This window comes from Subtercola boreus, from assembly GCF_006716115.1.
GTDB classification, from domain to species: Bacteria; Actinomycetota; Actinomycetes; order Actinomycetales; family Microbacteriaceae; genus Subtercola; species Subtercola boreus.
In genome coordinates this window covers 1,220,115-1,243,705 of sequence record NZ_VFOO01000001.1, presented here as the reverse complement: position 1 = coordinate 1,243,705, position 23,591 = coordinate 1,220,115, and the positions used below count along the sequence as shown (strand labels likewise).

The 23,591-nt window shown below is 67.6% G+C and carries 23 protein-coding genes and 1 tRNA gene; 12 read left to right on the top strand and 12 right to left on the bottom strand.

Features of this window, described 5'->3' with window-relative positions; genetic code table 11:
- Positions 1–23: 23 nt before the first annotated feature.
- The gene (locus FB464_RS05795; protein WP_116414712.1) at positions 24–878 is read right to left on the bottom strand and encodes an undecaprenyl-diphosphate phosphatase; all 855 of its coding nucleotides are present in this window, start codon (positions 876–878) and stop codon (positions 24–26) included.
- 65 nt (positions 879–943) lie between these two features.
- Positions 944–2,254, bottom strand: a complete 1,311-nt coding sequence (locus FB464_RS05790) for a M20/M25/M40 family metallo-hydrolase (RefSeq protein ID WP_116414713.1) — start codon at positions 2,252–2,254, stop codon at positions 944–946.
- 109 nt (positions 2,255–2,363) lie between these two features.
- Here FB464_RS05790 and FB464_RS05785 point away from each other — a divergent pair.
- From FB464_RS05785 to FB464_RS05775, 3 genes are all read left to right on the top strand, one after another.
- Positions 2,364–2,451 (top strand) — tRNA-Leu (locus tag FB464_RS05785).
- 256 nt (positions 2,452–2,707) lie between these two features.
- Positions 2,708–2,911, top strand: coding sequence for a cold-shock protein (locus FB464_RS05780; protein WP_116411270.1), 204 nt, complete (start codon positions 2,708–2,710; stop codon positions 2,909–2,911).
- 94 nt (positions 2,912–3,005) lie between these two features.
- Complete coding sequence (locus tag FB464_RS05775) at positions 3,006–3,464, top strand: nitroreductase family deazaflavin-dependent oxidoreductase (protein ID WP_116414714.1); 459 nt, start codon at positions 3,006–3,008, stop codon at positions 3,462–3,464.
- Between the two features lie 97 nt (positions 3,465–3,561).
- Here FB464_RS05775 and FB464_RS05770 read toward each other — a convergent pair whose 3' ends face one another.
- The 3 genes from FB464_RS05770 to FB464_RS05760 form a co-directional block, all read right to left on the bottom strand.
- On the bottom strand, positions 3,562–4,626 hold the full coding sequence (locus tag FB464_RS05770; RefSeq protein ID WP_116414715.1) for an NAD(P)-dependent alcohol dehydrogenase: 1,065 nt from the start codon (positions 4,624–4,626) through the stop codon (positions 3,562–3,564).
- Between the two features lie 77 nt (positions 4,627–4,703).
- The gene (locus FB464_RS05765) at positions 4,704–5,681 is read right to left on the bottom strand and encodes an aldo/keto reductase (RefSeq protein WP_116414716.1); all 978 of its coding nucleotides are present in this window, start codon (positions 5,679–5,681) and stop codon (positions 4,704–4,706) included.
- Between the two features lie 112 nt (positions 5,682–5,793).
- The gene (locus tag FB464_RS05760; RefSeq protein WP_425472442.1) at positions 5,794–7,608 is read right to left on the bottom strand and encodes a DEAD/DEAH box helicase; all 1,815 of its coding nucleotides are present in this window, start codon (positions 7,606–7,608) and stop codon (positions 5,794–5,796) included.
- Between the two features lie 274 nt (positions 7,609–7,882).
- Between FB464_RS05760 and FB464_RS05755 the strand changes: the two genes are divergently transcribed.
- Together FB464_RS05755 and FB464_RS05750 are read left to right on the top strand one after the other, a co-directional pair.
- Positions 7,883–8,791, top strand: coding sequence for a DNA-3-methyladenine glycosylase family protein (locus tag FB464_RS05755; protein ID WP_116414717.1), 909 nt, complete (start codon positions 7,883–7,885; stop codon positions 8,789–8,791).
- Between the two features lie 74 nt (positions 8,792–8,865).
- A complete protein-coding gene (locus tag FB464_RS05750; protein ID WP_116414718.1) occupies positions 8,866–9,657 on the top strand; it encodes an SGNH/GDSL hydrolase family protein in 792 nt (263 codons plus the stop codon).
- A 42-nt stretch (positions 9,658–9,699) separates the two neighbouring features.
- Here the strand turns inward: FB464_RS05750 and FB464_RS05745 are convergent, their stop codons facing one another.
- Both FB464_RS05745 and FB464_RS05740 read right to left on the bottom strand, forming a co-directional pair.
- Positions 9,700–11,214 carry a putative Ig domain-containing protein gene (locus FB464_RS05745; RefSeq protein ID WP_142206617.1) on the bottom strand — a complete coding sequence of 505 codons (1,515 nt, stop codon included), beginning with the start codon at positions 11,212–11,214 and terminating at the stop codon, positions 9,700–9,702.
- 26 nt (positions 11,215–11,240) lie between these two features.
- The gene (locus tag FB464_RS05740; RefSeq protein WP_116414720.1) at positions 11,241–12,056 is read right to left on the bottom strand and encodes a TrmH family RNA methyltransferase; all 816 of its coding nucleotides are present in this window, start codon (positions 12,054–12,056) and stop codon (positions 11,241–11,243) included.
- A gap of 103 nt (positions 12,057–12,159) precedes the next feature.
- Between FB464_RS05740 and FB464_RS05735 the strand changes: the two genes are divergently transcribed.
- A complete protein-coding gene (locus FB464_RS05735) occupies positions 12,160–13,029 on the top strand; it encodes an NAD-dependent protein deacetylase (RefSeq protein ID WP_116414721.1) in 870 nt (289 codons plus the stop codon).
- Positions 13,030–13,063: 34 nt separating this feature from the next.
- A complete protein-coding gene (locus tag FB464_RS05730; protein WP_116414722.1) occupies positions 13,064–13,669 on the top strand; it encodes a histidine phosphatase family protein in 606 nt (201 codons plus the stop codon).
- On the opposite strand, the gene FB464_RS05725 is transcribed toward FB464_RS05730, so the two are convergent.
- Together FB464_RS05725 and FB464_RS05720 are read right to left on the bottom strand one after the other, a co-directional pair.
- Positions 13,614–14,768, bottom strand: a complete 1,155-nt coding sequence (locus tag FB464_RS05725; RefSeq protein ID WP_116414723.1) for a glycosyltransferase family 4 protein — start codon at positions 14,766–14,768, stop codon at positions 13,614–13,616. The genes FB464_RS05730 and FB464_RS05725 overlap by 56 nt on opposite strands.
- On the bottom strand, positions 14,765–15,724 hold the full coding sequence (locus FB464_RS05720) for an alpha/beta fold hydrolase (protein ID WP_116414724.1): 960 nt from the start codon (positions 15,722–15,724) through the stop codon (positions 14,765–14,767). Before FB464_RS05720 ends, FB464_RS05725 begins: the two co-directional genes overlap by 4 nt.
- 130 nt (positions 15,725–15,854) lie before the next feature.
- On the opposite strand from FB464_RS05720, the gene treS reads away from it, so the two are divergent.
- From treS to FB464_RS05705, 3 genes are all read left to right on the top strand, one after another.
- On the top strand, positions 15,855–17,573 hold the full coding sequence (treS, locus tag FB464_RS05715; protein WP_116414725.1) for a maltose alpha-D-glucosyltransferase: 1,719 nt from the start codon (positions 15,855–15,857) through the stop codon (positions 17,571–17,573).
- A gap of 62 nt (positions 17,574–17,635) precedes the next feature.
- Entirely contained in the window at positions 17,636–18,529 is an 894-nt protein-coding gene (locus FB464_RS05710; RefSeq protein WP_342780662.1) for an exonuclease domain-containing protein, read from the top strand.
- Between the two features lie 181 nt (positions 18,530–18,710).
- Entirely contained in the window at positions 18,711–18,932 is a 222-nt protein-coding gene (locus FB464_RS05705; RefSeq protein ID WP_116414726.1) for a hypothetical protein, read from the top strand.
- 148 nt (positions 18,933–19,080) lie between these two features.
- On the opposite strand, the gene FB464_RS05700 is transcribed toward FB464_RS05705, so the two are convergent.
- The 3 genes from FB464_RS05700 to glgA all read right to left on the bottom strand — a co-directional run bounded on the left by FB464_RS05700 (position 19,081) and on the right by glgA (position 21,444).
- On the bottom strand, positions 19,081–19,332 hold the full coding sequence (locus FB464_RS05700; RefSeq protein ID WP_116414727.1) for a type B 50S ribosomal protein L31: 252 nt from the start codon (positions 19,330–19,332) through the stop codon (positions 19,081–19,083).
- Positions 19,333–19,438: 106 nt separating this feature from the next.
- On the bottom strand, positions 19,439–20,224 hold the full coding sequence (locus tag FB464_RS05695; protein ID WP_116414728.1) for an ABC transporter ATP-binding protein: 786 nt from the start codon (positions 20,222–20,224) through the stop codon (positions 19,439–19,441).
- A 38-nt stretch (positions 20,225–20,262) separates the two neighbouring features.
- Positions 20,263–21,444 carry a glycogen synthase gene (gene glgA, locus FB464_RS05690; RefSeq protein WP_116414729.1) on the bottom strand — a complete coding sequence of 394 codons (1,182 nt, stop codon included), beginning with the start codon at positions 21,442–21,444 and terminating at the stop codon, positions 20,263–20,265.
- Positions 21,445–21,518: 74 nt separating this feature from the next.
- Between glgA and FB464_RS05685 the strand changes: the two genes are divergently transcribed.
- Positions 21,519–22,763 carry a glucose-1-phosphate adenylyltransferase gene (locus FB464_RS05685; protein ID WP_116414730.1) on the top strand — a complete coding sequence of 415 codons (1,245 nt, stop codon included), beginning with the start codon at positions 21,519–21,521 and terminating at the stop codon, positions 22,761–22,763.
- A complete protein-coding gene (gene serB / locus FB464_RS05680; RefSeq protein ID WP_116414731.1) occupies positions 22,760–23,506 on the top strand; it encodes a phosphoserine phosphatase SerB in 747 nt (248 codons plus the stop codon). The genes FB464_RS05685 and serB overlap by 4 nt, the downstream gene beginning before the upstream one ends.
- Positions 23,507–23,591 lie beyond the last annotated feature (85 nt).

Here is a 23,591-nt window from a genome sequence, read left to right as displayed (position 1 = left end):
TGACCAGCTGGCCGTGCCGGGGCTCAGGCGGCGATGGTGTTCGTGGCCAGCAGCACGATCAGCACGATGCCGAGCGCGATGCGGTAGATCACGAACGGCAGGAAGCTCCGGCGGGAGATGTAGTTCATGAAGAACGCGATCACCACAAGGCCCACCACGAAGGCGACGACGGTCGCGACCCCGGTCTCGACGCCGTTGAAGATCTCGGGAGTACAGCCGGCCGCCGCGCTCACACACGGCTCCTTGATGCTCTTGTAGAGCTGGTAGAGGCCGCTGCCGAAGACAGCCGGCATGGCGAGCAGGAAGGAGTAGCGTGCAGCGGCCTTCCGTTCGAAGCCCATCAGGAGGCCCGCCGTGATCGTTCCGCCCGAGCGGGAGACACCCGGGATGAGCGCAAGCGACTGGGCGAGACCGTAGACGATGCCCTGGGGGTAGGTGATCTCCTTCAGCCGGCGCTTCTTCGACCCGACAGCGTCGGCCACGCCCAGCAGGATGCCGAACACGATGAGGGTGCCGGCCACCAGCCAGAGCGACCGCAGCGAGGTCTCGATCTGGTTCTGGAAGATGAGCCCGAGGATGACGATCGGCAGGCTGCCGATGATGATGAGCCAGCCCATCCGGGCATCCGGGTCGTTCCGCGGAACGCGCCCGACCAGCGACTTCGCCCACTTCGAGACGATCCGCACCACGTCACGCCAGAAGAAGACCAGCACGGCGGCCTCTGTGCCGAGTTGGATGATCGCCGTGAATGCCGCTCCGGGGTCACCGCCCGCGCCGATCAGCTCTCCCACGATCTTGATGTGGGCGCTGGAGGAGATCGGCAGGAACTCCGTCAGGCCCTGGACGAGGCCGAGGATGATCGCTTGGAGGAATTCCATTCACACACTTTCGATTACGAGAGACGCTTCAGCGGCGTAGGAGCCAGCAGGGTCCGGCAGGGTTTTCAGTAGCGCAGGAGCAGGTCGGTCAGAACATCTGTGCCAAACACTAGTGCGTCGAGCGGCACGCGTTCGTCAACGCCGTGGAAGAGCGCCGGGAAGTCGAGATCGGCCGGCAGTTGCAGCGGAGCGAAGCCGTAGCCCTTGATGCCGAGCATGCTGAGGGCCTTGTTGTCGGTGCCCGCAGAGAGCAGGTAGGGCAGCACTTCGGCACCCGGATCGAACCGGCCGAGGCTCGCGATCATCTGGTCGACCAGCGGGCCGTCGAAGGCGGTCTCGAGCCCGATGTCCTGGTGCATGACGACGACCTCGACATCCGGGCCTGCCAGTTCACGGATGCGCGCCATCACCTCGACCTCGTCACCGGGCAGCACCCGCACATCCATCCGCGCCTCGGCGAGGTCGGGGATGACGTTCACTTTGTAGCCGGCGTCGAGCATCGTCGGGTTCGTCGTGGCCCGGAGCGTGGCGGAGATGAACCGGCTCGCCGTGCCTGTGGCGATCGCGAGCTCTTCGGCACTGACCCGCTTCGGGTCCTGCCCGAGGATGCCGGCCACCCGGTCGAGCAATTGGCGGGTGGTCATCGTGAGCTTCACCGGCCACTCCTGGCTGCCGATCCGCGCCACGGCGCCGGCCAGGCGCGTGATCGCGTTCTCGGAGTTGATCTGCGAACCGTGGCCGGCGCGCCCGCGGGCGATGAGCTTGATCCAGATCAGGGCCTTCTCCCCGGTCTGCACGAGGTAGGCACGCTGGCCCTGGAGGTCGATCGAATAGCCGCCGACCTCGGAGATCGCCTCGGTCGCGCCCTCGAAGACCTCCGGATGCTCGTCGACCATGAAGTGCGAACCCAGAACTCCGCCGGCCTCCTCGTCGGCGAAGAACGCGATGATGAGGTCGCGCGCCGGCTGGCGGCCCGAGCCCAGGATCTCGCCGAGCGAACTCAGGATCATGGCGTCCATGTTCTTCATGTCGACCGCGCCGCGGCCCCAGATCATGCCGTCCCTGATCTCGCCGCCGAACGGGTCGACGCTCCAGTCGTCGGCGATGGCCGGAACCACGTCGAGGTGACCGTGCACGACGAGGGCGGGAGCATCCGGATTCGCGCCCTCCACCCGCGCGACGACGCTCGTGCGCGTCGGGGCGGCATCGAACAGCTGCGGCTTCAGCCCCAGCGCCTGCAGCTCCGCCTCGACGTAATGCGCGGCCTCCGTCTCGCCATTGGACTTGCCGTCGCCGTAGTTGCTGGTGTCGAACCGGATCAGGTCGCGGGTGAGGTGGGCGGTGCGGTCGAGGGCTCTGTCGCTCGTCGGGGTCATGCCAACACGCTACCGGCACGGCCGGATGCGGGGGTGCGTTCTGGGGTGCTTCCAGACGTGCTATCGTCTTACCTTGTTGTTCTCCTGCAAGGGAGTAACCACAACACCTGTCCGGGTGGCGGAAATGGTAGACGCGCTAGCTTGAGGTGCTAGTGCCTGTTATGGGCGTAGGGGTTCAAGTCCCCTTTCGGACACCAGCTGTATCGATGGTTTTATTCGCGACATGCGCGAATAAAACTTCAAAAAGAACGGGATTGCGACACACGTCGCAATCCCGTTCTTCTTTTCCCCACAACTGGGGTAGTGTTTAACACGAAGTTGCTGTGCCTCGCAGTTCTGAATGCTCGCGGCCAAGCCCCGTTGCCCATTGCGCTTGAAAGATGGATGACAGGCACCGCGCTATCAGAATCCGGCAGTCGGATTCATATAGAACGCTCCTGGAGGAGTTTTAACATGGCAATTGGTACCGTCAAATGGTTTAACGCTGAAAAAGGCTTCGGATTCATCGCTCCCGAAGATGGCAGCCCCGACGTTTTCGCTCACTACTCGGCCATCTCGTCGAACGGCTACAAGTCGCTCGATGAGAACCAGCGCGTCGAGTTCGATGTGACCCAGGGCCCGAAGGGCCCGCAGGCTGAGAACATCCGCAGCCTGTAAATATTGCAAGAGAAGCGCACGCGCTTCTCTTCGCGAATAAATATTGTGGGGATGCCCCGGCGAAAGCCGGGGCATCCTTGTTTAAGCTCGATGTATGACTATCGAGAACACGCCGGGATCATCTCCCGAGAATCCGATCGACAATGACACGGAGTGGGTGGCGGCGCAGATCGCCGAATACCTGGCGACCGACGGGGAGAAGCCGACGTTCAAGGGTGGTGCTCCCCTCGTGCTGCTGACGACGCAGGGCCGGAAGAGCGGCGAATGGCGCCGCACCTGCCTCATCGGCGCCGAAGACGACGGCCGCCAGATCCTCGTCGCATCTCTCGGCGGCGCGCCGAAGCATCCGGTCTGGTACCTGAACCTCGAGGCGAACCCCGAGGTCGTCGTGCAGAACAAGGGTGCGATCATCCGGGGCACCGCCCGCACGGCGACGCCGGAGGAGAAGCCGGCGCTGTGGCAGAAGATGGTCGCTCTCTACCCCGACTACGCCGACTACCAGGAGAAGACGGACCGCGAGATCCCGATCGTGATCGTCGACCCGCAGGTCTGACTCCGCCCGAAAACGCCATCGGCGGCCCTCCGCCCATCCATCGCGCTATAGCGCGAGGATGTGACGGGGGCCGCCGATTCGGTTGTACGGGGTGGGATCAGGCGGCGGCGTCAGCCAGCGTCTTGATGTCCATCACGAAGCGGTAGCGCACGTCGGACTTCAGTACCCGCTCGTACGCCGCGTTGACGGCGTCGGCGGTCGCCTCGATGAGCTCGGTCTCCGGCGCGATGCCGTGCTCGGCGCAGAAGTCGAGCATCTCCTGGGTCTCAGCGATGCTGCCGATGCTGGAGCCGGCGAACGAGCGGCGGTTGCCGAACAGCGTGAACACCTGCACGTCGAGCGGCTCGGGCGGCGCGCCGACGCTCACGAAGGTGCCGTCGAGGCGCAGCAGCCTGAGGTAGGCGTTCAGGTCGATCTTCGCGCTCACCGTGTTGATGACCAGGTCGAAGCTGTTGCGGAGATCCTTGAACGTCGCCTCATCGCTGGTGGCGTAGTAGTGGTCGGCGCCGAGACGCAGACCGTCATCCTTCTTCGACAGGGTCTGCGAGAGCACCGTGACCTCAGCACCCATGGCGTGGGCGATCTTGACGGCCATGTGGCCGAGCCCGCCGAGCCCGACGACGGCGACCTTCTTGCCGGGTCCGGCGTTCCAGTGCGCGAGCGGGGAGTACGTGGTGATGCCGGCGCAGAGCAGCGGCGCAGCCGACTCGTAGGGGATCGACTCGGGAACCTTCAGCACGAAGTCCTCGACGACCACGATGTGGGTCGAGTAGCCGCCCTGCGTGATCGAGCCGTCGGTGTCGACGGCGGTGTAGGTACCGGTGTTGCCCTTCAGGCAGTAGTTCTCCATGCCGGCGAGGCAGTTCTCGCACTCCCGGCACGAATTGACCATGCAGCCGACGCCGACGCGGTCGCCGACCTGGTGCAGCGTGACCTCGGAGCCGACCTCCGTGACGACGCCCACGATCTCGTGGCCGACGACCTGCGGGTACTGGATCTGGCCCCACTCCCCCCGCACTGTGTGGATGTCGGAGTGGCAGATGCCCGAGTAGGCGATCTCGATCAGCACATCCTTGGCGCCGACATCACGGCGTTCGATGGTCGTGGTGATGAGGGGCTCGGTGGCCGAGGGCGCGGCGATGGCGTTGACAGTGGTGGACATGGTTCTCCTAGGGTGAGACGGGTGAGACGGGTGAGACGGGTGAGACGGGTGAGACGGGTGAACGGGAGGGAAGGAAGTCAGAAGCCGGTCGGCACGTGTGGCTGGTACGGAGCCTCGAGGGTCTCGAGCTCCTCGGGGGTGAGGTCGAGGTCGACGGAGGCGACCGCGTCCTCGAGGTGGTGCGGCTTGGTGGCCCCGACGATCGGCGAGGTGACGGCGGGCTGCTGCCGCACCCAGGCGAGGGCGACCTGCGCCCGGGAGACACCCCGGTTCGAAGCGACGGTGGCGACGGCATCCGAGACCCGGCGGTCGCCGTCCTCCGTGCCGGCATAGACCTTCGCGCTCACGTTGTCGGAGGCGTCGCGGGCGGTCTGCTCGCCCCAGGGCCGGGTGAGGCGGCCCCGCGCGAGCGGACTCCACGGCAGCACGCCGACCCCCTGGTCGAGGCAGAACGGATGCATCTCCCGCTCCTCCTCGCGCTGGATGAGGTTGTAGTGGTCCTGCATCGAGACGAACCGGGTCCAGCCGCCGAGGTCGGCCGTGTACTGCGCCTTCGCGAACTGCCAGGCGAACATGGATGACGCACCGATGTACCGCGCCTTGCCGGCCTTGACCACGTCGTGCAGCGCCTCCATCGTCTCCTCGATCGGCACAGAGTCGTCCCAGCGGTGGATCTGGTAGAGGTCGACATAGTCGGTGCCGAGGCGCCGGAGCGAGGCGTCGATCTGGTTCATGATGTGCACGCGGCTGAGGCCGCCGCCGTTCGGGGTGCTGCGCATGGGCATGAACACCTTGGTCGCGATGACGATCTCCTCGCGGCTCGCGAAGTCGGCCAGGGCGCGGCCGACGAATTCCTCGCTGGTGCCGTCGGAGTACGCGTTCGCCGTGTCGAAGGTGGTGATGCCGGCCTCGAGGGCCTGCTGGATGAACGGGCGGCTGGTCTCCTCGTCGAGGGTCCAGTCGTGGTTGCCGCGGTCTGCCGTGCCGTAGCTCATGCAGCCGAGGGTGATCGCTGAGACCTCGAGGCCGCTTGCGCCGAGTTTCAGGTATTTCATCGTGACTCCTTCATAACGGGTGACCGGATCCAGTCTGCTTCAGAATGTGGCACGGAGGGAGGCCCTGCGAGTGCCTCGCTGCCCGTGCTAAGGGAGGTCGGGGCGCGGACCGTCAGTGCGTTCCGATCCACTTGCGCACCGTGGAGATGCGTGTCTGCAGCTGCGTGACACTCGCCTGGGCGACGGCCGGACCGCCGCACACCCGCCGGAGTTCGGCGTGGATCAGGCCGTGCGGCTCCCCCGACGTCTTCGCCCAGATGCCCACGACGCTGTTCAGCAGCGACCGTTGCTCCTTCAGGGTGCGGTAGAGGGGCGCGGCGGGGGCTGCATCCGGAGACTCGACGACCGGCGCGCGGTACCCGGGCTCGTGCTTCCGCCTGGCCTGTTTGGCCTGCCGGTGCTGCAGCAGTTCACGCACCTGCTCGGGTTCGAGGAGGCCGGGGAAACCGATGAAGTCGAGCTCTTCATCGCTGCCTCCGATGGCCTCGGCGCCGAACTCGTCTCCCTCGTAGACCACCATGTCGAAGGTGGCGTGCGAGGAGAGAGGTTCGAAGCTGAACTCCTGCTGGAGGGCGTCGGACGCCTTCTCCTGCCGGTTCGCCGCATCCATCATGTCCTCTTCGGGCGCGAAGAGGTCGATGGCCGGGTCGCCGGTCTCCCGCCTGTCGAGGGCGTGGTCGCGTTCGAGTTCCATCGTGTTCGCCAGAGCCATCAGGCTCGGAACGTTCGGCAGGAAGATCGACGCGATCTCCCCCCGGCGCCGGGCCCGCACGAACCGGCCGATGGCCTGGGCGAAGTAGAGCGGGGTCGCGGCGCTCGTCGCGTACACACCCACGGAGAGGCGCGGGATGTCGACACCCTCCGACACCATGCGGACGGCGACCATCCAGCGCCGTGTCGAGTTCGAGAACTCCTCGATGCGGTCGCTGGCCTCCTTCTCGTCGCTGAGGACGACGGTCACGGGCTGGCCGCTGATGGTCTCGAGCACTTCGGCGTAGGCGCGGGCGGTGTAGTGGTCGGTCGCAATGACGAGGCCACCGGCATCCGGAACCGACTGCCGCACCTCGCTGAGCCGGCGGTCGGCAGCCTTCAGAACCTGCGGGATCCAGTCGCCCTTCGGGTCGAGCGCGGTGCGCCAGGCCTGCGAGGTGATGTCCTTGGTGTTGCCCTCGCCGAGGCGCGCCTCCATCTCCTCGCCGACCCCGTCGCGCCAGCGCATGTGGCCCGCGTAGACCATGAACAGCACCGGGCGGACGACGCCGTCCTTCAGGGCGCGACCGTACCCGTAGTTGTAGTCGGTGAGGGAGGTGCGGATGCCGTGCTCGTCGGGCAGGTAGGAGACGAAGGGGATCGGAGCGGTGTCGCTCCGGAAGGGGGTTCCGGTCAGGCTGAGGCGCCGCGCGGCCGGCTCGAACGCCTCACGGATGGCGTCGCCCCAGCTCAGCGCGTCGCCGCCGTGGTGCACCTCGTCGAGGATCACGAGCGTGCGCCCGCTGAGGGTGAGGTCGCGGTGGAGCTCGGCCCTGGTCGCTACCTGCGCGTAGGTCACGACGACCCCGTGGTAATGGCTGGCGTGCCGGCCGTGCGCGTTCTTGAAGGTCGGGTCGAGCCGGATGCCCGCCCGGTGCGCTGCGTCAGCCCACTGTTTCTTCAGGTGCTCGGTGGGGGCGACGACGGTGATGCGGTCGACGGTCTTCCGGGCGAGGAGTTCGGCGGCGAGGCGGAGCGCGAAGGTGGTCTTGCCGGCGCCCGGCGTGGCGGCGGCGAGGAAGTCGCGGGGCTCATGCTCGAAGTACGCGGTGAGGGCCTCGGACTGCCACGCGCGCAGCTTGCCGACGGTTCCCCAGGCAGCACGCTCGGGGAAGCTCGGGGAGAGGTGTTCGGCCGCGGAGGTTCCGACGGGGCGTCCGGCGGGGGCAGGCGAAATAGTCACTTTCCGACACACTACCCGCTCGTGGGGCGGCTCGCCCAACCGGGGCGGGCGGGGGTGAGGCGGGCGCCCGCCGCGGTCCTGGCGGGTGCCGACAGCGGGCGGGGCGCGGCCTGCAGCGAATCGATTCGATGGGCCCCGAAGTGTTCCTTCGGGGCCGGATGGGAGCATCTGGCGTCCCATCGAATCGATTCGCGTGAGTGCCGGGTCGATGTGGCGGGTGGCGCGCGGTGCTGGTGGAGCGGGAGGCGACATGGGGCGACAATGAGGCGTGCTCCCTGCCGCCTTCACCCTCCCCGCGCGCCAGCCGTTCGACCACGCCGGCGTCACACGCTTCCTGGCGGCGCACGCCATCGTGGGGGTGGAGGCGGTGGTCGACGACGAGTACTGGCGCACGCTGGCGCTGCCGGGTGGCCAGGCTGTGCTGGCGGTGCGGGCAGACCCCGCGGGCCTGTCGGCGCGGGTTTGGGTCGCGGGCGCGGGCGCCGGCGGGGCCGGGGCCGTCGAGGACGTGGCCGCCGCGGTCGGGCGGCTGTACGACCTCGACGCCGATGCACCGGAGATCGACGCGGCACTGGCGCGGGTGCCCGAGCTGGCTGCATCGCTGGCGGCGGCCCCGGGCATCCGGATGCCCGGCACGACCGATCCGCACGAGACCCTCTTCCGCACCCTCATCGGCCAGCAGGTCTCGGTGAAGGCCGCCCGTACGGTGCAGGGGAATCTCGCCGCAGCGCTCGGCGATCCGCTCGACGGGATGCTGGCGGAGGTGGCTCCAGCGGGTCTCGGGCGGCTGTTCCCGACCGCACCGCAGATCGCCGACGGAGGCACGGGCGTCGTGCGCGGGCCGGTGCAGCGGGTGCGCACCATCCTGGCTGTGGCTGAGGCGCTGGCCGACGGGAGGCTGGTCGTCGACCGGAGCCTCAGCGTCGCCGAACTGACGGAGAGCCTCGAGGCGATGCCGGGCATCGGTCCGTGGACGGCCGGGTACGTGTCGATGCGCGTGCTGGGCGCCCCGGACATCCTGCTCGACGGCGACCTCGCGCTGCGTGCGGGCGCCGCCGCCCTCGGGCTGCCGTCGGAGCGCCGGGAACTCGTGCGTTTCGCCGCGCGCGTCGCGCCGTGGCGGAGCTACTTCGGCATGCACCTCTGGCGGGACGCCGTGGCCACGATAGCGGGCTGATCGGCGTCTCACCTCTCCGCAGGAGTCTCACGAGTCGTAGGCTGGAGTGAAGAACTTGTCGCAGGAGAACCATCATGACCGAACCGCATCCCTGGCGCCGCTACGTCGCCCTCGGCGACTCCTTCACGGAGGGGATCGGCGACCCCGAGCCCGCCAGCCAGGGCGGACACCGGGGCTGGGCCGACCGGGTCGCCGAAGTGCTGAGTGCCCAGGTCGAGGGGGACTTCTCGTACGCCAACCTCGCAATCCGGGGGCGACTCATCCGCCAGATCCTCGACGAGCAGGTCGAGCCGGCCCTCGCGTTGAAACCCGACCTCATCACGATCTCGGCAGGCGGCAACGACATCATCCGGCCCGGTACGGATCCGGATCTCATCGCCGGCCAGTTCGAAGGCGGCATCGGCCGTCTCAAGCAGAGCGGCGCAACGATTGTGGTGTTCACGGGAACGGATGTCGCTTTCTCACCGGTGTTCCGCAGCATCCGGGGCAAAGTGGCGATCTACAACGAGAACATCCGCGCCATCGCGGCGAAGTACGATCTGATCGTGGCGGACCAGTGGGGGCTCGGCGCGATCCAGAACGCCCGCATGTGGGCGCCCGACCGGCTGCACCTGAACGCCTACGGCCACCACGAGATCGCCCGGACGGTGCTGGCCGCCCTCAACGTACCGAACGACCTTCAGCCCGACTCCCCCGCGCCGCTGCCGACCGTGCGCTGGCGCCAGGCCCGCGCCGAAGACCTGGTGTGGGCGCGCGAATACTTCGTGCCGTGGGTGCTCCGCCGCGTGCGGCACCAGTCCTCGGGCGACGGCCTCGCCCCGAAGCGCCCCGCCGCCGGCCCGGTGCTCACGCACCGCGCCGACTGACCAAGCGACTCGCAGCGGTTCCCTATTCCTCTGATGAGTGTTTCAGTTCTGCCGTGCACGCTTCGTGATCCGGCGAACACGCACCAGGGCCGCGGCGCCGATCAGGAGGAGGCACACCGCAAGGGGAAGGGAAGCAAGGACGTCGCTCCCGGTGCTCGCCAGCTGGGTGCCAGTTCCCGATTCGCCTCGCCCACCACTCCCCCCGATCGTTGCTGTCGGAGCGGTGGTGCTCGACGTCGTCGGCACGGGGGTGGGTGTCGGGGTGCTCGCCGCGGCCTTCACGACCAGGGTGAACTCGACTGAGGCCGATGTGGTCGCGCCGTTGTCGGCGTTCACGAGGAACCTGTAGGTGCCCGGCGACCCGGTCACCGGCCCCGTCAGGAGACCCGTGGAAGCGTTGGCGCTCAAGCCCGCTGGCGCAACGGATGTCTTGCTGGCTATGACGGCGAAGACGGGTGAGGGTGTTCCTTCAGCTTGGAGCTGGAAGCTGTAGTCCGAGCCCTGAATGGCGTCCGGGAGGGCGGCAGCGGCGATGGTCGGAAACGAGATCGCCGGGAACCACGTCAGTGTGTTCTCAAGGCTGTTGGCAACGAAGACAGTATGGCTGGCGGGATCCAGTCCGATTCCGGTCGGATTCAGACCTACTCCGAACGTCTCTGTCGAGCTCGTTCCGCCGAACTCTGTGACCGTGTTGTCGGCCAGGTTCGTGACATAGACGGCGTGTGTCTCAGAGTCGACCGCGACATCCACGGGGTTCTTGCCGACCTTCTTGAAGCTAACGGAAGGCTTCGTCAGCGACCCGTCGAAGAAGGCGACAGTGTCGTCGAAGTTGTCGGTCACATAGACCGTGTGATTTTCCTGGTCGGCTGCGAGCCGAACGGGGTGCTTGCCCACCTTCAGCGCCACCACAGTGTGCGACATCCCGATACCCCGATTGAAGTATGAGACAGTGTCGTCGCCGCTGTTGGCGACGTACACGTGGCTTGCCGATATCTCTTGTCCCGAGTCGATGGCGACTCCGACGGGTTCTTTGCCGACTGTCTCGGTGTACACGGTGATTGTCGCTCCGGGCGTTCCGTCGAATGCAGACACGCTTCCGTCGCCGTTGTTCGCAACGTAGACAGCGTGGTTCTGTGGGTCGACTGCGATGCCCATGGGTTTCGTTCCCACCGTGATGATCCTCTGCGGCGCGTCGAGGTTGTCACCGTCGATGATCCGAACCGCACCGTCGTTCGTGTTGCTCACGAAGATCCTGTGGGTCGCCGAATCGATGGCGACGCCGTAAGGTCGGGCTCCGACTGCGACAGTCTTCGTTCTGGGGATGCCTGCGATGTCGCTCACGACGGTGATGGAGTTGCTGTTCGCATTTGCGGTGACAGCGATTCCCAGACGACTGTCCACGGCCACCGTCGACGGGAAGTCGCCGACGGGAACGGAATGGGCAAGCGCGCTGGCTGACGTGGCGACGTTCAGAGGCGCAAATCCGGCAACCCCCGCAACGATCCCGAGCACAAGAAGAGCTTTCGGCCTGATCCAGGCGTATCGAGTTTGTCTCATACCTCAATACTATAGATAAGAATGGCTCATTTTCTCACGCTTGCGGGTACGCGGAGCGCCCAGAGCGCCACCGCGCTGGCCGACGCCACGTTCAGCGAGTCCACGCCGTGCAGCATCGGGATGGTCACCACGGTGTCCGCAGCCGAGAGCGCCGCGCGCGAGAGCCCGTCCCCCTCGGTGCCGAGCAGGATGGCGACCCGGGCGGGCGGCGACACCGCGAACTCGTCGAGCGTCACCGCGTCGTCGCTGAGAGCCAGTGCCGCGACGTGGAACCCTGCCGCACGCAGCAGCGGCCCCGCGACATCCCACTCCGGCAGCCGGGTCCACGGCACCTGCAGCACCGTGCCCATCGACACCCGCACGCTCCGGCGGTAGAGCGGGTCGGCCGAGCGCGGAGTGACGAGCACGGCATCCGCCCCGAGCCCCGCCACCGATCGGAAGATCGCGCCCACATTGGTGTGGTCGACGATGTCCTCGAGGATGACGACCCGCCGGGCATCCTGCAGCAGCGATTCGACCGACGGCAGAGGTGGACGGTGCATCGACGCCAGCGCGCCGCGGTGCAGGTTGAACCCGGTGAGGCTCTCGAGCAGCGCCGACGGGCCTACATAGATCGGCACGTCGTCGGCGACCAGGCTCTGGATGCCCGCCGCCCACTTCTCCTCACAGAGCACCGATCGCGGCACATGCCCAGCCGCCAGTGCGCGCTCGATCACTTTGGCAGATTCGGCGATGTACAGCCCACCGGCCGGCTCGCTCACCCGCCGGAGCGCCACATCGGTGAGGCCGCGGTAGTCGGCGAGCCCCGGGTCGGTGAGGTCTTCGAGCGGAATCAGGGGCACGGAAGACCACTCTGCCAGTCGCCGGAAACATTTACGAAAACAAGAACTCCTAGACTCAAGGAGTGCGGACCGAACCAGTGTCTCGCGCGGAGGAGGTGCGACCATGGCTCTGACGGAATCCGAGCAGGGTCGGCCGGGCACCCCCGGCACCCCCGGCGCCGCCGAAGCGCTCGACGAGGTCGTCGACGTGCTGGCCGGCCGACGACTCGTCGTGCTGACCGGTGCCGGAGTCAGCACCGATTCGGGCATCCCCGACTACCGCGGCGAGGGTGCGCCGAAGCGCAACCCGATGACCTTCGACCAGTTCCTCGGCAATGCCGACTTCCGGAAGCGCTACTGGGCCGGCAGCCACCTCGGCTGGAAGCTCTTCGACGCGGCCCGGCCGAACACCGGGCATGCGGTGCTCGCCACGATGGAGGGTGCCGGCGTCGTCTCGGGCATCATCACGCAGAACGTCGATGGGCTGCACGTGCGCGCCGGCTCGAACCGTGTGGTCGACCTGCACGGCTCGATGGACAGGGTGCGCTGCCTGAACTGCGGGCAGATGTTCGCCCGGGTGAGCATCGCCGACACGATCGATGCCGCGAACCCGTGGATCACGAAACCCGACGCCGTGACGATCAATCCTGACGGCGACGCCGAGGTCAGCAACTGGGCCGACTTCGAGGTGCCCGTCTGCACCGTCTGCGGAGGCGTGCTGAAGCCCGATGTGGTGTTCTTCGGCGAGTTCATCCCCAAGGAGAGGTTCACCGAGGCGAGCGACCTGCTCCGGGCATCCGATGCCCTGGTGATCGCCGGGTCGTCGCTCGTCGTGAATTCGGGCATCCGGTTGCTGGAGCAGGCCCGACGGCGGCGCATCCCGATCGTGATCATCAACCGCGGGGTCACCAAGGGCGACAGCCGGGCGACGGTGAAGGTGGATGCCGGCACCTCCGAGACGCTGACCGCCCTCGCTGCGCGCCTGATTCCCTGACGACGCCGGGCGGCACGGTTGGTACCCTGCTGTCATGACGCATCTCGCCCTCGTCCGCCACGGCCAGACCGACTGGAACCTCGCCCGGCGCATCCAGGGCAACACCGACATCCCGCTGAACGACACGGGCCGTGCCGAGGCGCGGGAGACAGCCGAGCGACTCGCGGGTGTGCGGTGGGACGCCGTGCTGACCAGTCCGCTCTCGCGGGCCCGTGAGACGGCCGAGATCATCGCGGCCGCCCTCGACCTGCCGGAACCTGTGGCTGAACCCGACCTCGTGGAGCGTCGTTACGGGGACGCGGAGGGGATGGACTACCAGGAGCTGCACGAACGCTTCCCCGCCGGGATCGTCGTTCCCGGTCGGGAGACGCACCGCGAGGTGCAGCTGCGCGTGCATGCTGCCCTCATCGCCATCGCGGAGCGGCATCCGGGTCAGTCCCTTATCGTGGTCTGCCACGGCGGCGTCATCTCCTCGCTCGTCCGCCATGCGACCGGCGGCCACCGCCCGCGGGCCGACGAGCGGATCGCGAACGGTTCCGTGCACTACTTCAGTTACACGGGCGGTGAGCTTCGCCTCGACGAGTTCAACGGGGAGCCCGTGAACCAGCTAGCCCTTCAAGCAGCGCCAGAAGTTCCGTAGCCGACGACGCCCAGCTGAACGTCTCCGCCTGCTCGGCGGACGCCAGCGAGCGTCGGAACCACTCCTTCGGGTCTTCGAGCCGCTTCACGGCGTCGGCGAAGGCGACCGGATCGCGCGCGTCGAAGTAGAGCGCTGCGTCTCCCCCGATCTCCCGGAACACGGGGATGTCGCTGACCACGACCGGCGTGCTGCGTCCCATCGACTCCACGAGCGGGATGCCGAACCCCTCCTCGAGCGAGGCGGTGACGAGCGCGGTGGCGCTGTCGATCAGCGCGAGGTACTCGGCGTCGGAGACGCCGTCGTGGAACTCGAGCCGGGCATCCGGAGCCAACGCCTGCAGCCGCTCGCGGTCGGCCCGGCGGACTTTGCTCAGCAGGTGGAGGGTGTAGCCGGGGAGGTGCGGCATGGCCGCCACGAGGGTCTCGACGTTCTTGTAGGGCATGAACGAGCCCATGTAGAGCAGCGAGCGGGCGGCCGCGCGGGCGGCCGGGCCGGAGTCGGTCGGTGGTGCAGGTGCGGGTGCGCCGGGTGCCGCGGCGGCGTCCGCGGCGGCCGCGGCCGTCGTTGCGCTACCCGCCGTGAGCACGTCGGCCGCGTTGCTCACCACGACGATCGGTTTCGACGTGAGGTGGTGCTGCTCGACGAGCGCGCGGGTCGTGTGCGACACCGTGACGACCGCATCGGCTCGGTTCAGCAGCAGGCGCTGCGGCCACCACGCAGTGTGGTAGAGCCGCCAGAGCAGGCGGAGCGGCCAGGCGAACTCCCGCGGGGGCGTCGGGTTCGAGTAGTAGATCAGGTCGTGCACGGTCAGTGCTAACGGGTACTTCCGGCCCATCGTGCCCATGGTCTGCATCGGGGTGAACACGACGTCCGGCTCGAGCCTGTTGACCTGCCGCGCGACGAAGAGCTCCCGGGGGCTCGTCGGCGAACTCGCCAGGGCATACGGCAGGTCGGGCAGCATCTCGAGCTGTCGTCTGTCGCTGATCAGCATGGTCACCGGATGGATCTCCGCCAGCGCCGTGACGAGCCCCGCGGTGTACCGGCTGATGCCGTCGTGCCGGCCGATCCGGGTGTAGCGGCAGTCGAAGACGATCTTCACGAGACTTCTCCCGCGGCCTGCTCCGGTCGTGGATGCCCGGGCCGGCGCTCGGCGAGGAACGCCTCGATCGCGGCGGCGGCCTCCCGCGGCTTCTCGTAGTGCACGAGGTGGCCGACCCCTTCGAGCACGACGAGCCGGGCATCCGGGATCGCCGCCACCAGGCGCTCCTGGGCCGAGACCGGCGTGATGTCGTCGCGGTCGGAGGCGACCAGCAGCGTCGGCGGCGTGATGCGCGAGGCGTACTCGGAGACGTCGTTGCTCACCGAGGCCTCGAAGGCGTCGAGCACCACGCGCCGGTTGGTGAACGCGCCGAAGAACCGGTCGTGCTGGTCGTGGATCCAGCGGCGGAGCCCCGCATCCCGCGTCTTCGCCATCGTGATGCTGATGAAACGGGTCACCAGCCGGAGTCGCAGCCAGGCAAAACCGGGCCGCTCGGGCAGCCACGCGCCCACCTTGTAGTAGAAGACCGCGAGGCGCGTCAGGATGCCGCGGGGCCCGCTCAGCGCCGGGGCGGCGATCGGGTTCACCAACACGACATCGTCGGCCCGGAGCCCTTCGGAGAGCGCCGCAGAGACGATGATCGAACCGAACGAGTGCCCCAGCACGACGAGGCGCGTGGTCCCACGGTCGACTCCGAGCTGCCCCACCAGCTCCCGGAGCCACGCGCTGTAGCCGTGGATGTCGTGACGCACCCCCAGCGCCCCGTCGACATCGAGCGGGGTGGAGATGCCGAACCCCGGCAGGTCGGCCAGCACCGAGCGGTAATCCGGGAACTGCGCGACGAGAGGTTCGAGGCCATGGTGGTCGCCCCGGAAACCATGCACCATCACGATCGTGGTGCCGGCATCGGGCGGCCCGTAGCTCCAGAGTTCGGTGGTGCCACCGAGGATGTCGACGCTCTCCCGGGTGACAGGGATGGCGTCGAGCTGGCGGGCGTAGGGAGAGGGCGGAATCATCCCCGCAAGTCTAGGGCTGGGCATCCGGAACCCGCTGGCAAGCACGCCCGGACGCGCGCTTCGGATTCCCAGACGGACTGCACTAGCGTTGGCTGCACCCCGCTCGTTCTCGTTTCAGGGAAGGCCCTCTGTGAGCTTCACCGCACCGATCCAACTGCCAGGTCTCACGCTCGATCCGCAGTGGTACAGGAGGTCGGTCTTCTACGAGGTGATGATCCGTTCGTTCGTCGACGGCAACGGCGACGGATCCGGTGATCTCGCCGGCCTTGTGTCGAAGCTCGACTACCTGCAGTGGCTCGGCATCGACGGACTCTGGCTGCCGCCGTTCTTCGACTCGCCGCTCCGCGACGGCGGGTACGACATCTCCGACTACCGCGCGATCCTTCCCGAGTTCGGCTCGATCGACGAGTTCAGGGACCTGGTGACGAAGGCGCACGAGCGCAACATGCGGGTCGTCATCGACCTGCCGCTGAACCACACATCCGACCAGCACGACTGGTTCCAGCAGAGCCGAAGCGACCCCGACGGCCCCTACGGCGACTTCTACGTGTGGAGCGACACCGACACGAAGTACGAGAACGTGCGCATCATCTTCGTCGACACCGAGGAGTCGAACTGGAGCTTCGATCCCGTGCGCCGGCAGTTCTTCTGGCACCGGTTCTTCTCCCACCAGCCCGACCTCAACTTCGAGAACCCGGCCGTGCACGAGGCGATGTTCGAGATCGTGCGGTTCTGGCTCGACCTCGGTGTCGACGGTTTCCGGCTCGACGCCATCCCCTACCTCTACGTGAGTGAGGAGGGCAACGGCGAGGGCGAGCCGAAGACGCACGAGTTCGTCGCGAAACTCCGCAAGATGGTGGATCGGGAGTACCCCGGGCGCATCATGATCGCCGAGGCCAACCAGTGGCCACGCGAGGTGGCCGCGTTCTTCGGCACCGAGGAGGAGCCGGAATGCCACATGGCGTTCGACTTCCCGGTGATGCCCCGGATCTTCTACTCGCTGCGGTCGCAGACGGCGACGGAGCTCATCCGGGTGCTCTCCGAGGTCACCGAGATCCCTGCCGGGGCGGGGTGGGGCGTCTTTCTCCGCAACCACGACGAGCTCACCCTCGAGATGGTCTCCGAGGAGTACCGGCAGGCGATGTACGGCTGGTACGCCTACGACCCGCGCATGCGCGCCAACATCGGCATCCGGCGGCGCCTCGCTCCCCTGCTCGACAACTCACGCGCCGAGATGGAACTGGCGCACGCGCTGCTGTTCTCGCTGTCGGGCTCGCCCTTCCTCTACTACGGTGACGAGATCGGCATGGGCGACAACATCTGGCTGAACGACCGCGACTCGTCGCGCACGCCGATGCAGTGGACGCCCGACCGGAACGCGGGCTTCTCCACAGCCGACCCGGGCAAGCTCTACTTGCCCGTCGTACAGTCCCTCGTCTACAACTACACGCTCGTGAACGTCGAGTCGCAGCTGGCGCAGTCCCGGTCGATGCTGCACTGGGTGCGGAACGTGATCCACGTGCGGAAGGCCCACCCCGCCTTCGGCCTCGGTTCGCTGGCCATCGTGCCGACCAACCACGATTCAGTGCTCTCGTTCGTCAGGTCGTACGCCGGATCCGACACGCAGTGGGGCGATGCACCCGAGCGGATCCTCTGCGTCTTCAGCTTCGCCCACAACCCCATCTCGGTGACCCTGCAGTTGCCCGAGTTCGCGGGCCGGCGGCTCAACGACCTCTTCGGCGGGGCTGAGTTCCCGACCATCGGCGACGACGGATCCCTCACCCTGACCCTCGCCACGCAGAGCTTCTACTGGCTGCGTATCGGCCAGGCCGGCGTGGAGGTGTTCTGATTCCTCGGCGGCACGCGGGCCCCCTCCCGGGCAGTGTCGGCGGTTCGCCCTACGCTCACACCGTGAACTCTTTTCCGCAGTCCGTGCCCCTCGCCCTGTTTGATCTCGAACCGGCCGAGGTGTTGCCGCACGGCAGGCATGTGCTGAACGACCGGCCGGCCGTGCCGCTGGTGCGTTCTTCGCTGCCTTCGGCTCCGGATGCCCGGGGGGCCGCCGCGCCCACGGCCCAGCGTTCGGCGACAGCGCTGCTCGCGCCGCCCCTGCCCGACTGGCCGGCCTGGGCGCACCGGCTCGCCGTCTTCGATCTCGAGACCACCGGTATCGACGTCGAGACGAGCCGCGTCGTCACCGCGAACGTCAGCATCATCGACCACACCGGCCGGGTGGAGTCCCGTGTCGACTGGATGGCGAACCCCGGCGTCCCCATCCCCGAGGGTGCGGCGGCCATCCACGGTGTGAGCACGGAGCGCGCCGTCGCCGAGGGTCGCCCCGCCGCCGATGTCGTCGCCGAGATCGTGGATGCCCTCACCGACGCCCTCGACCAGGGCCTCTCCATCGTGATCTACAACGCTCCCTACGACCTGACACTGCTCGACCGCGAGGCCCGCCGCCACGGCATCACGCCGCTCCGGGAGCCGCTGCCCATCGTCGATCCCCTCGTGATCGACAAAGCCCTCGACCGCTACCGCAAGGGCAAGCGCACCCTCGAGGTGACGGCACTCCACTACGAGGTCGAACTGCTCGACGCCCACGACGCCGGCGCCGACGCCATCGCCGCCGGCCGCGTCGCCCAGTCGCTCGCCAGCCGCTACGCCGTCGAGCTCGAAATGACGCAACACCAGCTGCACCTCTCCCAGGCCGGCTGGTTCGCCGACCAGGCCACCAGCTTCCAGGACTACATGCGCCGCACCAAAGACCCCGACTTCACGGCCCGCACGGCCTGGCCGCTGGGCTAGCCTGCGGGCCTCCGCTCGCATGTCCGCCGGTGCAACGGACGGCGCACGGCGAAACCGCCGCACTATGGGGCTCGGATGACGGCAGGGCCGCCGATTGCGCGATTGACGGCGGGCGGTGTCGATCTGGGCGCGGACTGGGGGTCCGGGGGGGGCGGCGGGGGGCGAGCGTAGACTCGCCCGCATGAAGCGCACCGCGATCATCCTGACCGCCGCGGCCCTGCTTGCCGCGCTGACGGCGTGCGGGTCGGGTGCCGGGTCGCCGACACCGTCGACGGGCGGGGTCACGATCGTGCCCACCAGTCCCCCGACGACGTTCCCCGCGACCACGCCCCCTCCGACCCCGGCTTCCGGCGAGCCGACCCCGGCCCCCACCACGAAGGCGACCACCGCCCCCTCGTCCTGACCCGCCCCACGGTACGGGCGATTGAAACCCCGAAAGTTGCCGCTATCCGAGTCTCAGAGCGACAACTCTCAGGGTTTCGATAGCATTCTGCGGGTACACGAAAAAGGGCGGGGGCCGAAGGCCACCCGCCCTTTTCAGGAACGCAGGGTTACTTGCCGAAACCCTTGTAACGGCTGTTGAACTTCTCGACGCGACCGGCGGAGTCCATGATGCGCTGCTTGCCCGTGTAGAACGGGTGCGACTCGCTCGAGATCTCGACGTCGATGACGGGGTACGTGTTGCCGTCTTCCCATTCGATCGTCTTCTGGCTCGTCACCGTCGAACGGGTGAGGAACGTTGCGCCCGAAGCCAGGTCGCGGAACACGATGGGCAGGTAGTCGGGGTGGGTCTCGGTCTTCATGAGTGATTCCTTGGTGCTGTGTCAGCGGGAGAGATGGATTGAGAGAAAAGATCGTGGCACAAGGGCCAGCTAGAGAGTCTACCAGACGGGCGGGACAATCGCCCGATCATCCTGCAGCGCGCGCCGCGTACCGTCCGTCGGTCTCGGTCAGCACGATCGGCAGGCCGAACGTCGCCTCGAGGTTCGCAGCCGTGAGCGACTCGGACAGCGGTCCGGCAGCCACGATCGAAGCCTTGGACACCAGGAGCACGTGCGTGAATCCTCGCGGGATCTCCTCCACGTGGTGCGTCACCATGACGATCGCGGGCGCGGAGGGGGCCGAGGCGTACCCGCCGAGCAGCTGCAGCAGTTCTTCGCGCGCGCCGAGATCGAGCGAGGCAGCGGGCTCGTCGAGCAGCAGCAGTTCGGGGTCGGTCATCACCGAGCGGGCGATCTGCACGCGCTTCTGCTCGCCGTCGCTGAGAGAGCCGAACTTCCGATCCTCGAGGTGGTCGAGCCGCCACTCGGCGAGCACACGCTGGGCGCGGCGAAGGTCGATCTCGTCGTACTGCTCGTTCCAGCGCCCGGTCACCGAGTACGCCGCGGTCAGCACGACGTTCAGAACGGTCTCGTCAGCGGGGAACCGCTTCGCCATGGCCGACGAGGCGAAGCCGACCCGCGGCCGCAGCTCGAAGACGTCGACGCGGCCCATCTGCGCATCCAGGATCTGCACCGTGCCCGACGACGGGTGCACCATGGCCGACGCGAGGTTCAGCAGAGTGGTCTTGCCGGCGCCGTTCGGGCCGAGGATGACCCAGCGCTGATCGGCCTCGACCTTCCAGTTGATGTCGCTCAGGATGCGGTTTCCGTTGCGAACGACCGACACGTCTTCGAGGTCAAGAACTGTGGGCATACCCCAACTCTATCGGGCAATGCCGGGCGGCAAATCGACTAGATCAGGCTGCGGTAGATCCGTTCGGTGTCTTCGGCGATCTGCTTCCAACTGAACGTGCTCTCGGCCCGCAGGCGACCGTTCGCACCCATCAGGCGCGCCCGGTCGGGGTCGGCCAGTACCTCGGTGAGCGTACCGGCGAGGTCGCGTACGAAGCGTTCGGGGTCGGTGGGTGTGCCGGTTCCGTCGCTGACCTGGTCGATCGGCACGAGGCGGCCGGTGACTCCGTCGTCGACGACCTCCGGGATGCCGCCGGTCGCCGTTCCGACGACCGGTAGTCCGCAGGCCATCGCTTCGAGGTTGACGATGCCGAGCGGCTCGTACACCGACGGGCAGACGAACACGGTGCCGCTGGTCAGCACCGCGGACAGGTCGTGCTGGCTGAGCAGCTCCGGGATCCAGATCACCCCGGTGCGCTCCTGCTGCAGCGTCTGCACCAGCGACGTCACCTCCGCCATGATCTCGGGCGTGTCGGGGGCTCCTGCGCAGAGGATCAGCTGGACATCCGGAGCCAGCTGGCGGGCCGCCCGCAGCAGATAGGGCAGACCCTTCTGGCGGGTGATGCGGCCGACGAAGACGACAGAGGGCCGGGACGTGTCGATACCCCAGTGCTCCAGCACCGCTGCATCCTGCACCGGCTTCCACTTCTCGAGGTCGATGCCGTTGTAGACGACGCTCACCCGGTCTTCGGAGATCGACGGGTAGGAGCGGAGGATGTCGTTCCGCATGCCGTTCGATACGGCAATGACCGAATCGGCGCTCTCGAACGCGTTCTTCTCGATCCAGCTGGAGAGACGGTAGCCGCCGCCCAGCTGCTCGGCCTTCCACGGGCGGAGCGGCTCCAGGGAGTGCGCCGTGACGACATGCGGAATGCCGTGCAGCATGGATGCCAGCTGCCCGGCAGCGTTCGCGTACCAGGTGTGCGAGTGCACGACATCCGCACCTGCCACATCGTTCGCGATCTGCAGGTCCACGCCGAGCGTGGTCAGCGTCGGATTCGCCCCCAGCAGCTCGGCGGGCGGGAGGTAGGAGAAGACGCCGGGCTCGCTGCGAGGCTGCCCGAAGGCCCTCACCACGACCTCGATGTTCTCGCGGAGGGCCTTCACGAGCTCGGCTACGTGGACACCTGCCCCGCCGTAGACCTCGGGTGGATACTCTCGGGAAATCACATCGACGCGCACAAGCAGAACGTACTACGGAACCGGTTGTGAATCGAGGCCAGGTCGGTGTCGGTGTGCTGCCCTATAGTCGGGGTATGGCTGCATCAAAGAAGATCTTCGGCATCGTTCTAGCCGGTGGAGAGGGTAAGAGGCTCATGCCTCTCACCGCTGACCGTGCGAAGCCCGGTGTCCCCTTCGGGGGCGGGTACCGTCTCATCGACTTCGCTCTCTCGAACCTCATCAACTCGGGGTTGACGAAGATCGTCGTGCTGACCCAGTACAAGTCGCACAGCCTCGACCGCCACATCTCGCAGACCTGGCGGCTGTCGGGCCTCCTCGATTCCTACGTCGCCTCGGTGCCCGCCCAGCAGCGGCTCGGCAAGCGCTGGTTCAGCGGCTCGGCCGACGCCATCCTGCAGAGCCTCAACCTGATCCGCGACGAGATGCCGGACATCGTGGTCGTCGTCGGCGCCGACCACGTCTACCGCATGGACTTCGCGCAGATGATCCAGGCGCACATCGCCTCGGGGCTTCCGGCGACGGTGGCCGCCATCCGCCAGCCGATCGAGCTCAGCGACCAGTTCGGCATCATTCAGACCGACCCGTCGAACCCCGCGAAGATCACCGAGTTCCTCGAGAAGCCCAAGACGGCCACAGGCCTTGCGGATGCCCCGCACGAGGTCCTGGCCTCGATGGGCAATTACGTGTTCAACACCGACGCCCTCATCGACGCGGTCATCCGCGACGGCGAGATGACCGACTCGAACCACGACATGGGCGGCGACATCATCCCCGACTTCGTCTCTCGCGGGCAGGCCGGCGTCTACGACCTGTCCCACAACGAGGTGCCCGGTGCCACCGACCGCGACCGCTACTACTGGCGCGACGTGGGAACGATCGAGTCGTTCTACGACGCCCACCAGGACCTGATCTCGGCCCTGCCGATCTTCAACCTGTACAACAGCGAGTGGCCGATCTACACGCAGCAGCTGAACTCGCCGCCCGCGAAGTTCGTGCGCGACGCGAAGGGCAACAGCGGCACGACGGTCGAGTCGATCGTCTCGCTCGGCTGCCTGATCTCCGGGGCGCGGATCGAACGCAGTGTGCTCGGGCCGTGGGTGACCATCGGATCGAGCGCCCTCGTTCAAGACAGCGTGCTCTTCGATCGCGTGCACATCGAACCCGACGCCGTCATCCGCCGCGCTATTCTGGACAAGAACGTGGTTGTCGCTGCAGGGGCCATGATCGGAATCGACCACGCTCGCGATCGCGAACGTGGTTTCACGGTGACCGACACGGGTATCACCGTCGTCGGCAAGGGAGTGCGCGTAGAGCCATGACGAACCAGTTGCTGACTCCGGATGCCCGCACCCACCGTCAGCAGCTGATCTCGTCAGACGAGGGGGCAGGTTCGCCGCTCGCTCGTGATGCGGTTTCTGCGCCCTCGCCATCCTTTCTCGTCGTACTCGACGTCGACTCGACCCTGATCGAGAACGAGGTCATCGAGATGCTCGCCGAGTGCGCCGGCAGCCTCACCGAAGTCGCGCACATCACCGAGCGGGCCATGTCAGGTGAACTCGACTTCCAGCAGAGCCTCCGGTCGCGCGTGTCGACCCTCGCGGGGCTCCCGGTGTCGTGTTTCGCCGACGTCGCGGCGGACATCCGGGTGACCCAGGGTGTGCCCGAACTCGTGGCCGGGCTTCACGCGGCCGGTGGGTTCGTCGGTGTGGTCTCCGGCGGGTTCCACGAACTCGTCGACGAGGTCGCCGTCTCCCTCGGGCTCGACCACTGGCGCGCCAACCGGCTCGACGTCGTCGACGGGCTGCTGACCGGCAACGTGGTCGGCCCGGTCGTAGACGCCGAGGCAAAGGCCCAGGCGCTGGTCGAGTGGGCGGAGGCCTCGGGCATCCCGCTCGCCCGCACGGTGGCGGTCGGTGACGGTGCGAACGACCTGCACATGATGCACACGGCAGGTCTCTCGGTGGCGTTCAACGCGCGCCAGGTGGTTCGCGATGCTGCGCACCTCGCGATTGACACCCGCGACCTCTCGCAGCTCCTCCCCCTGCTCGGCCTCCGCGGTTAGCGTTGCGCCCGCGCCCGCCCGCTCCCCCCTGCCCCCTCCCCCCGCGCCCGCGCTGGATTTGGCTGACCGCGGCGAGGCGCGGGTC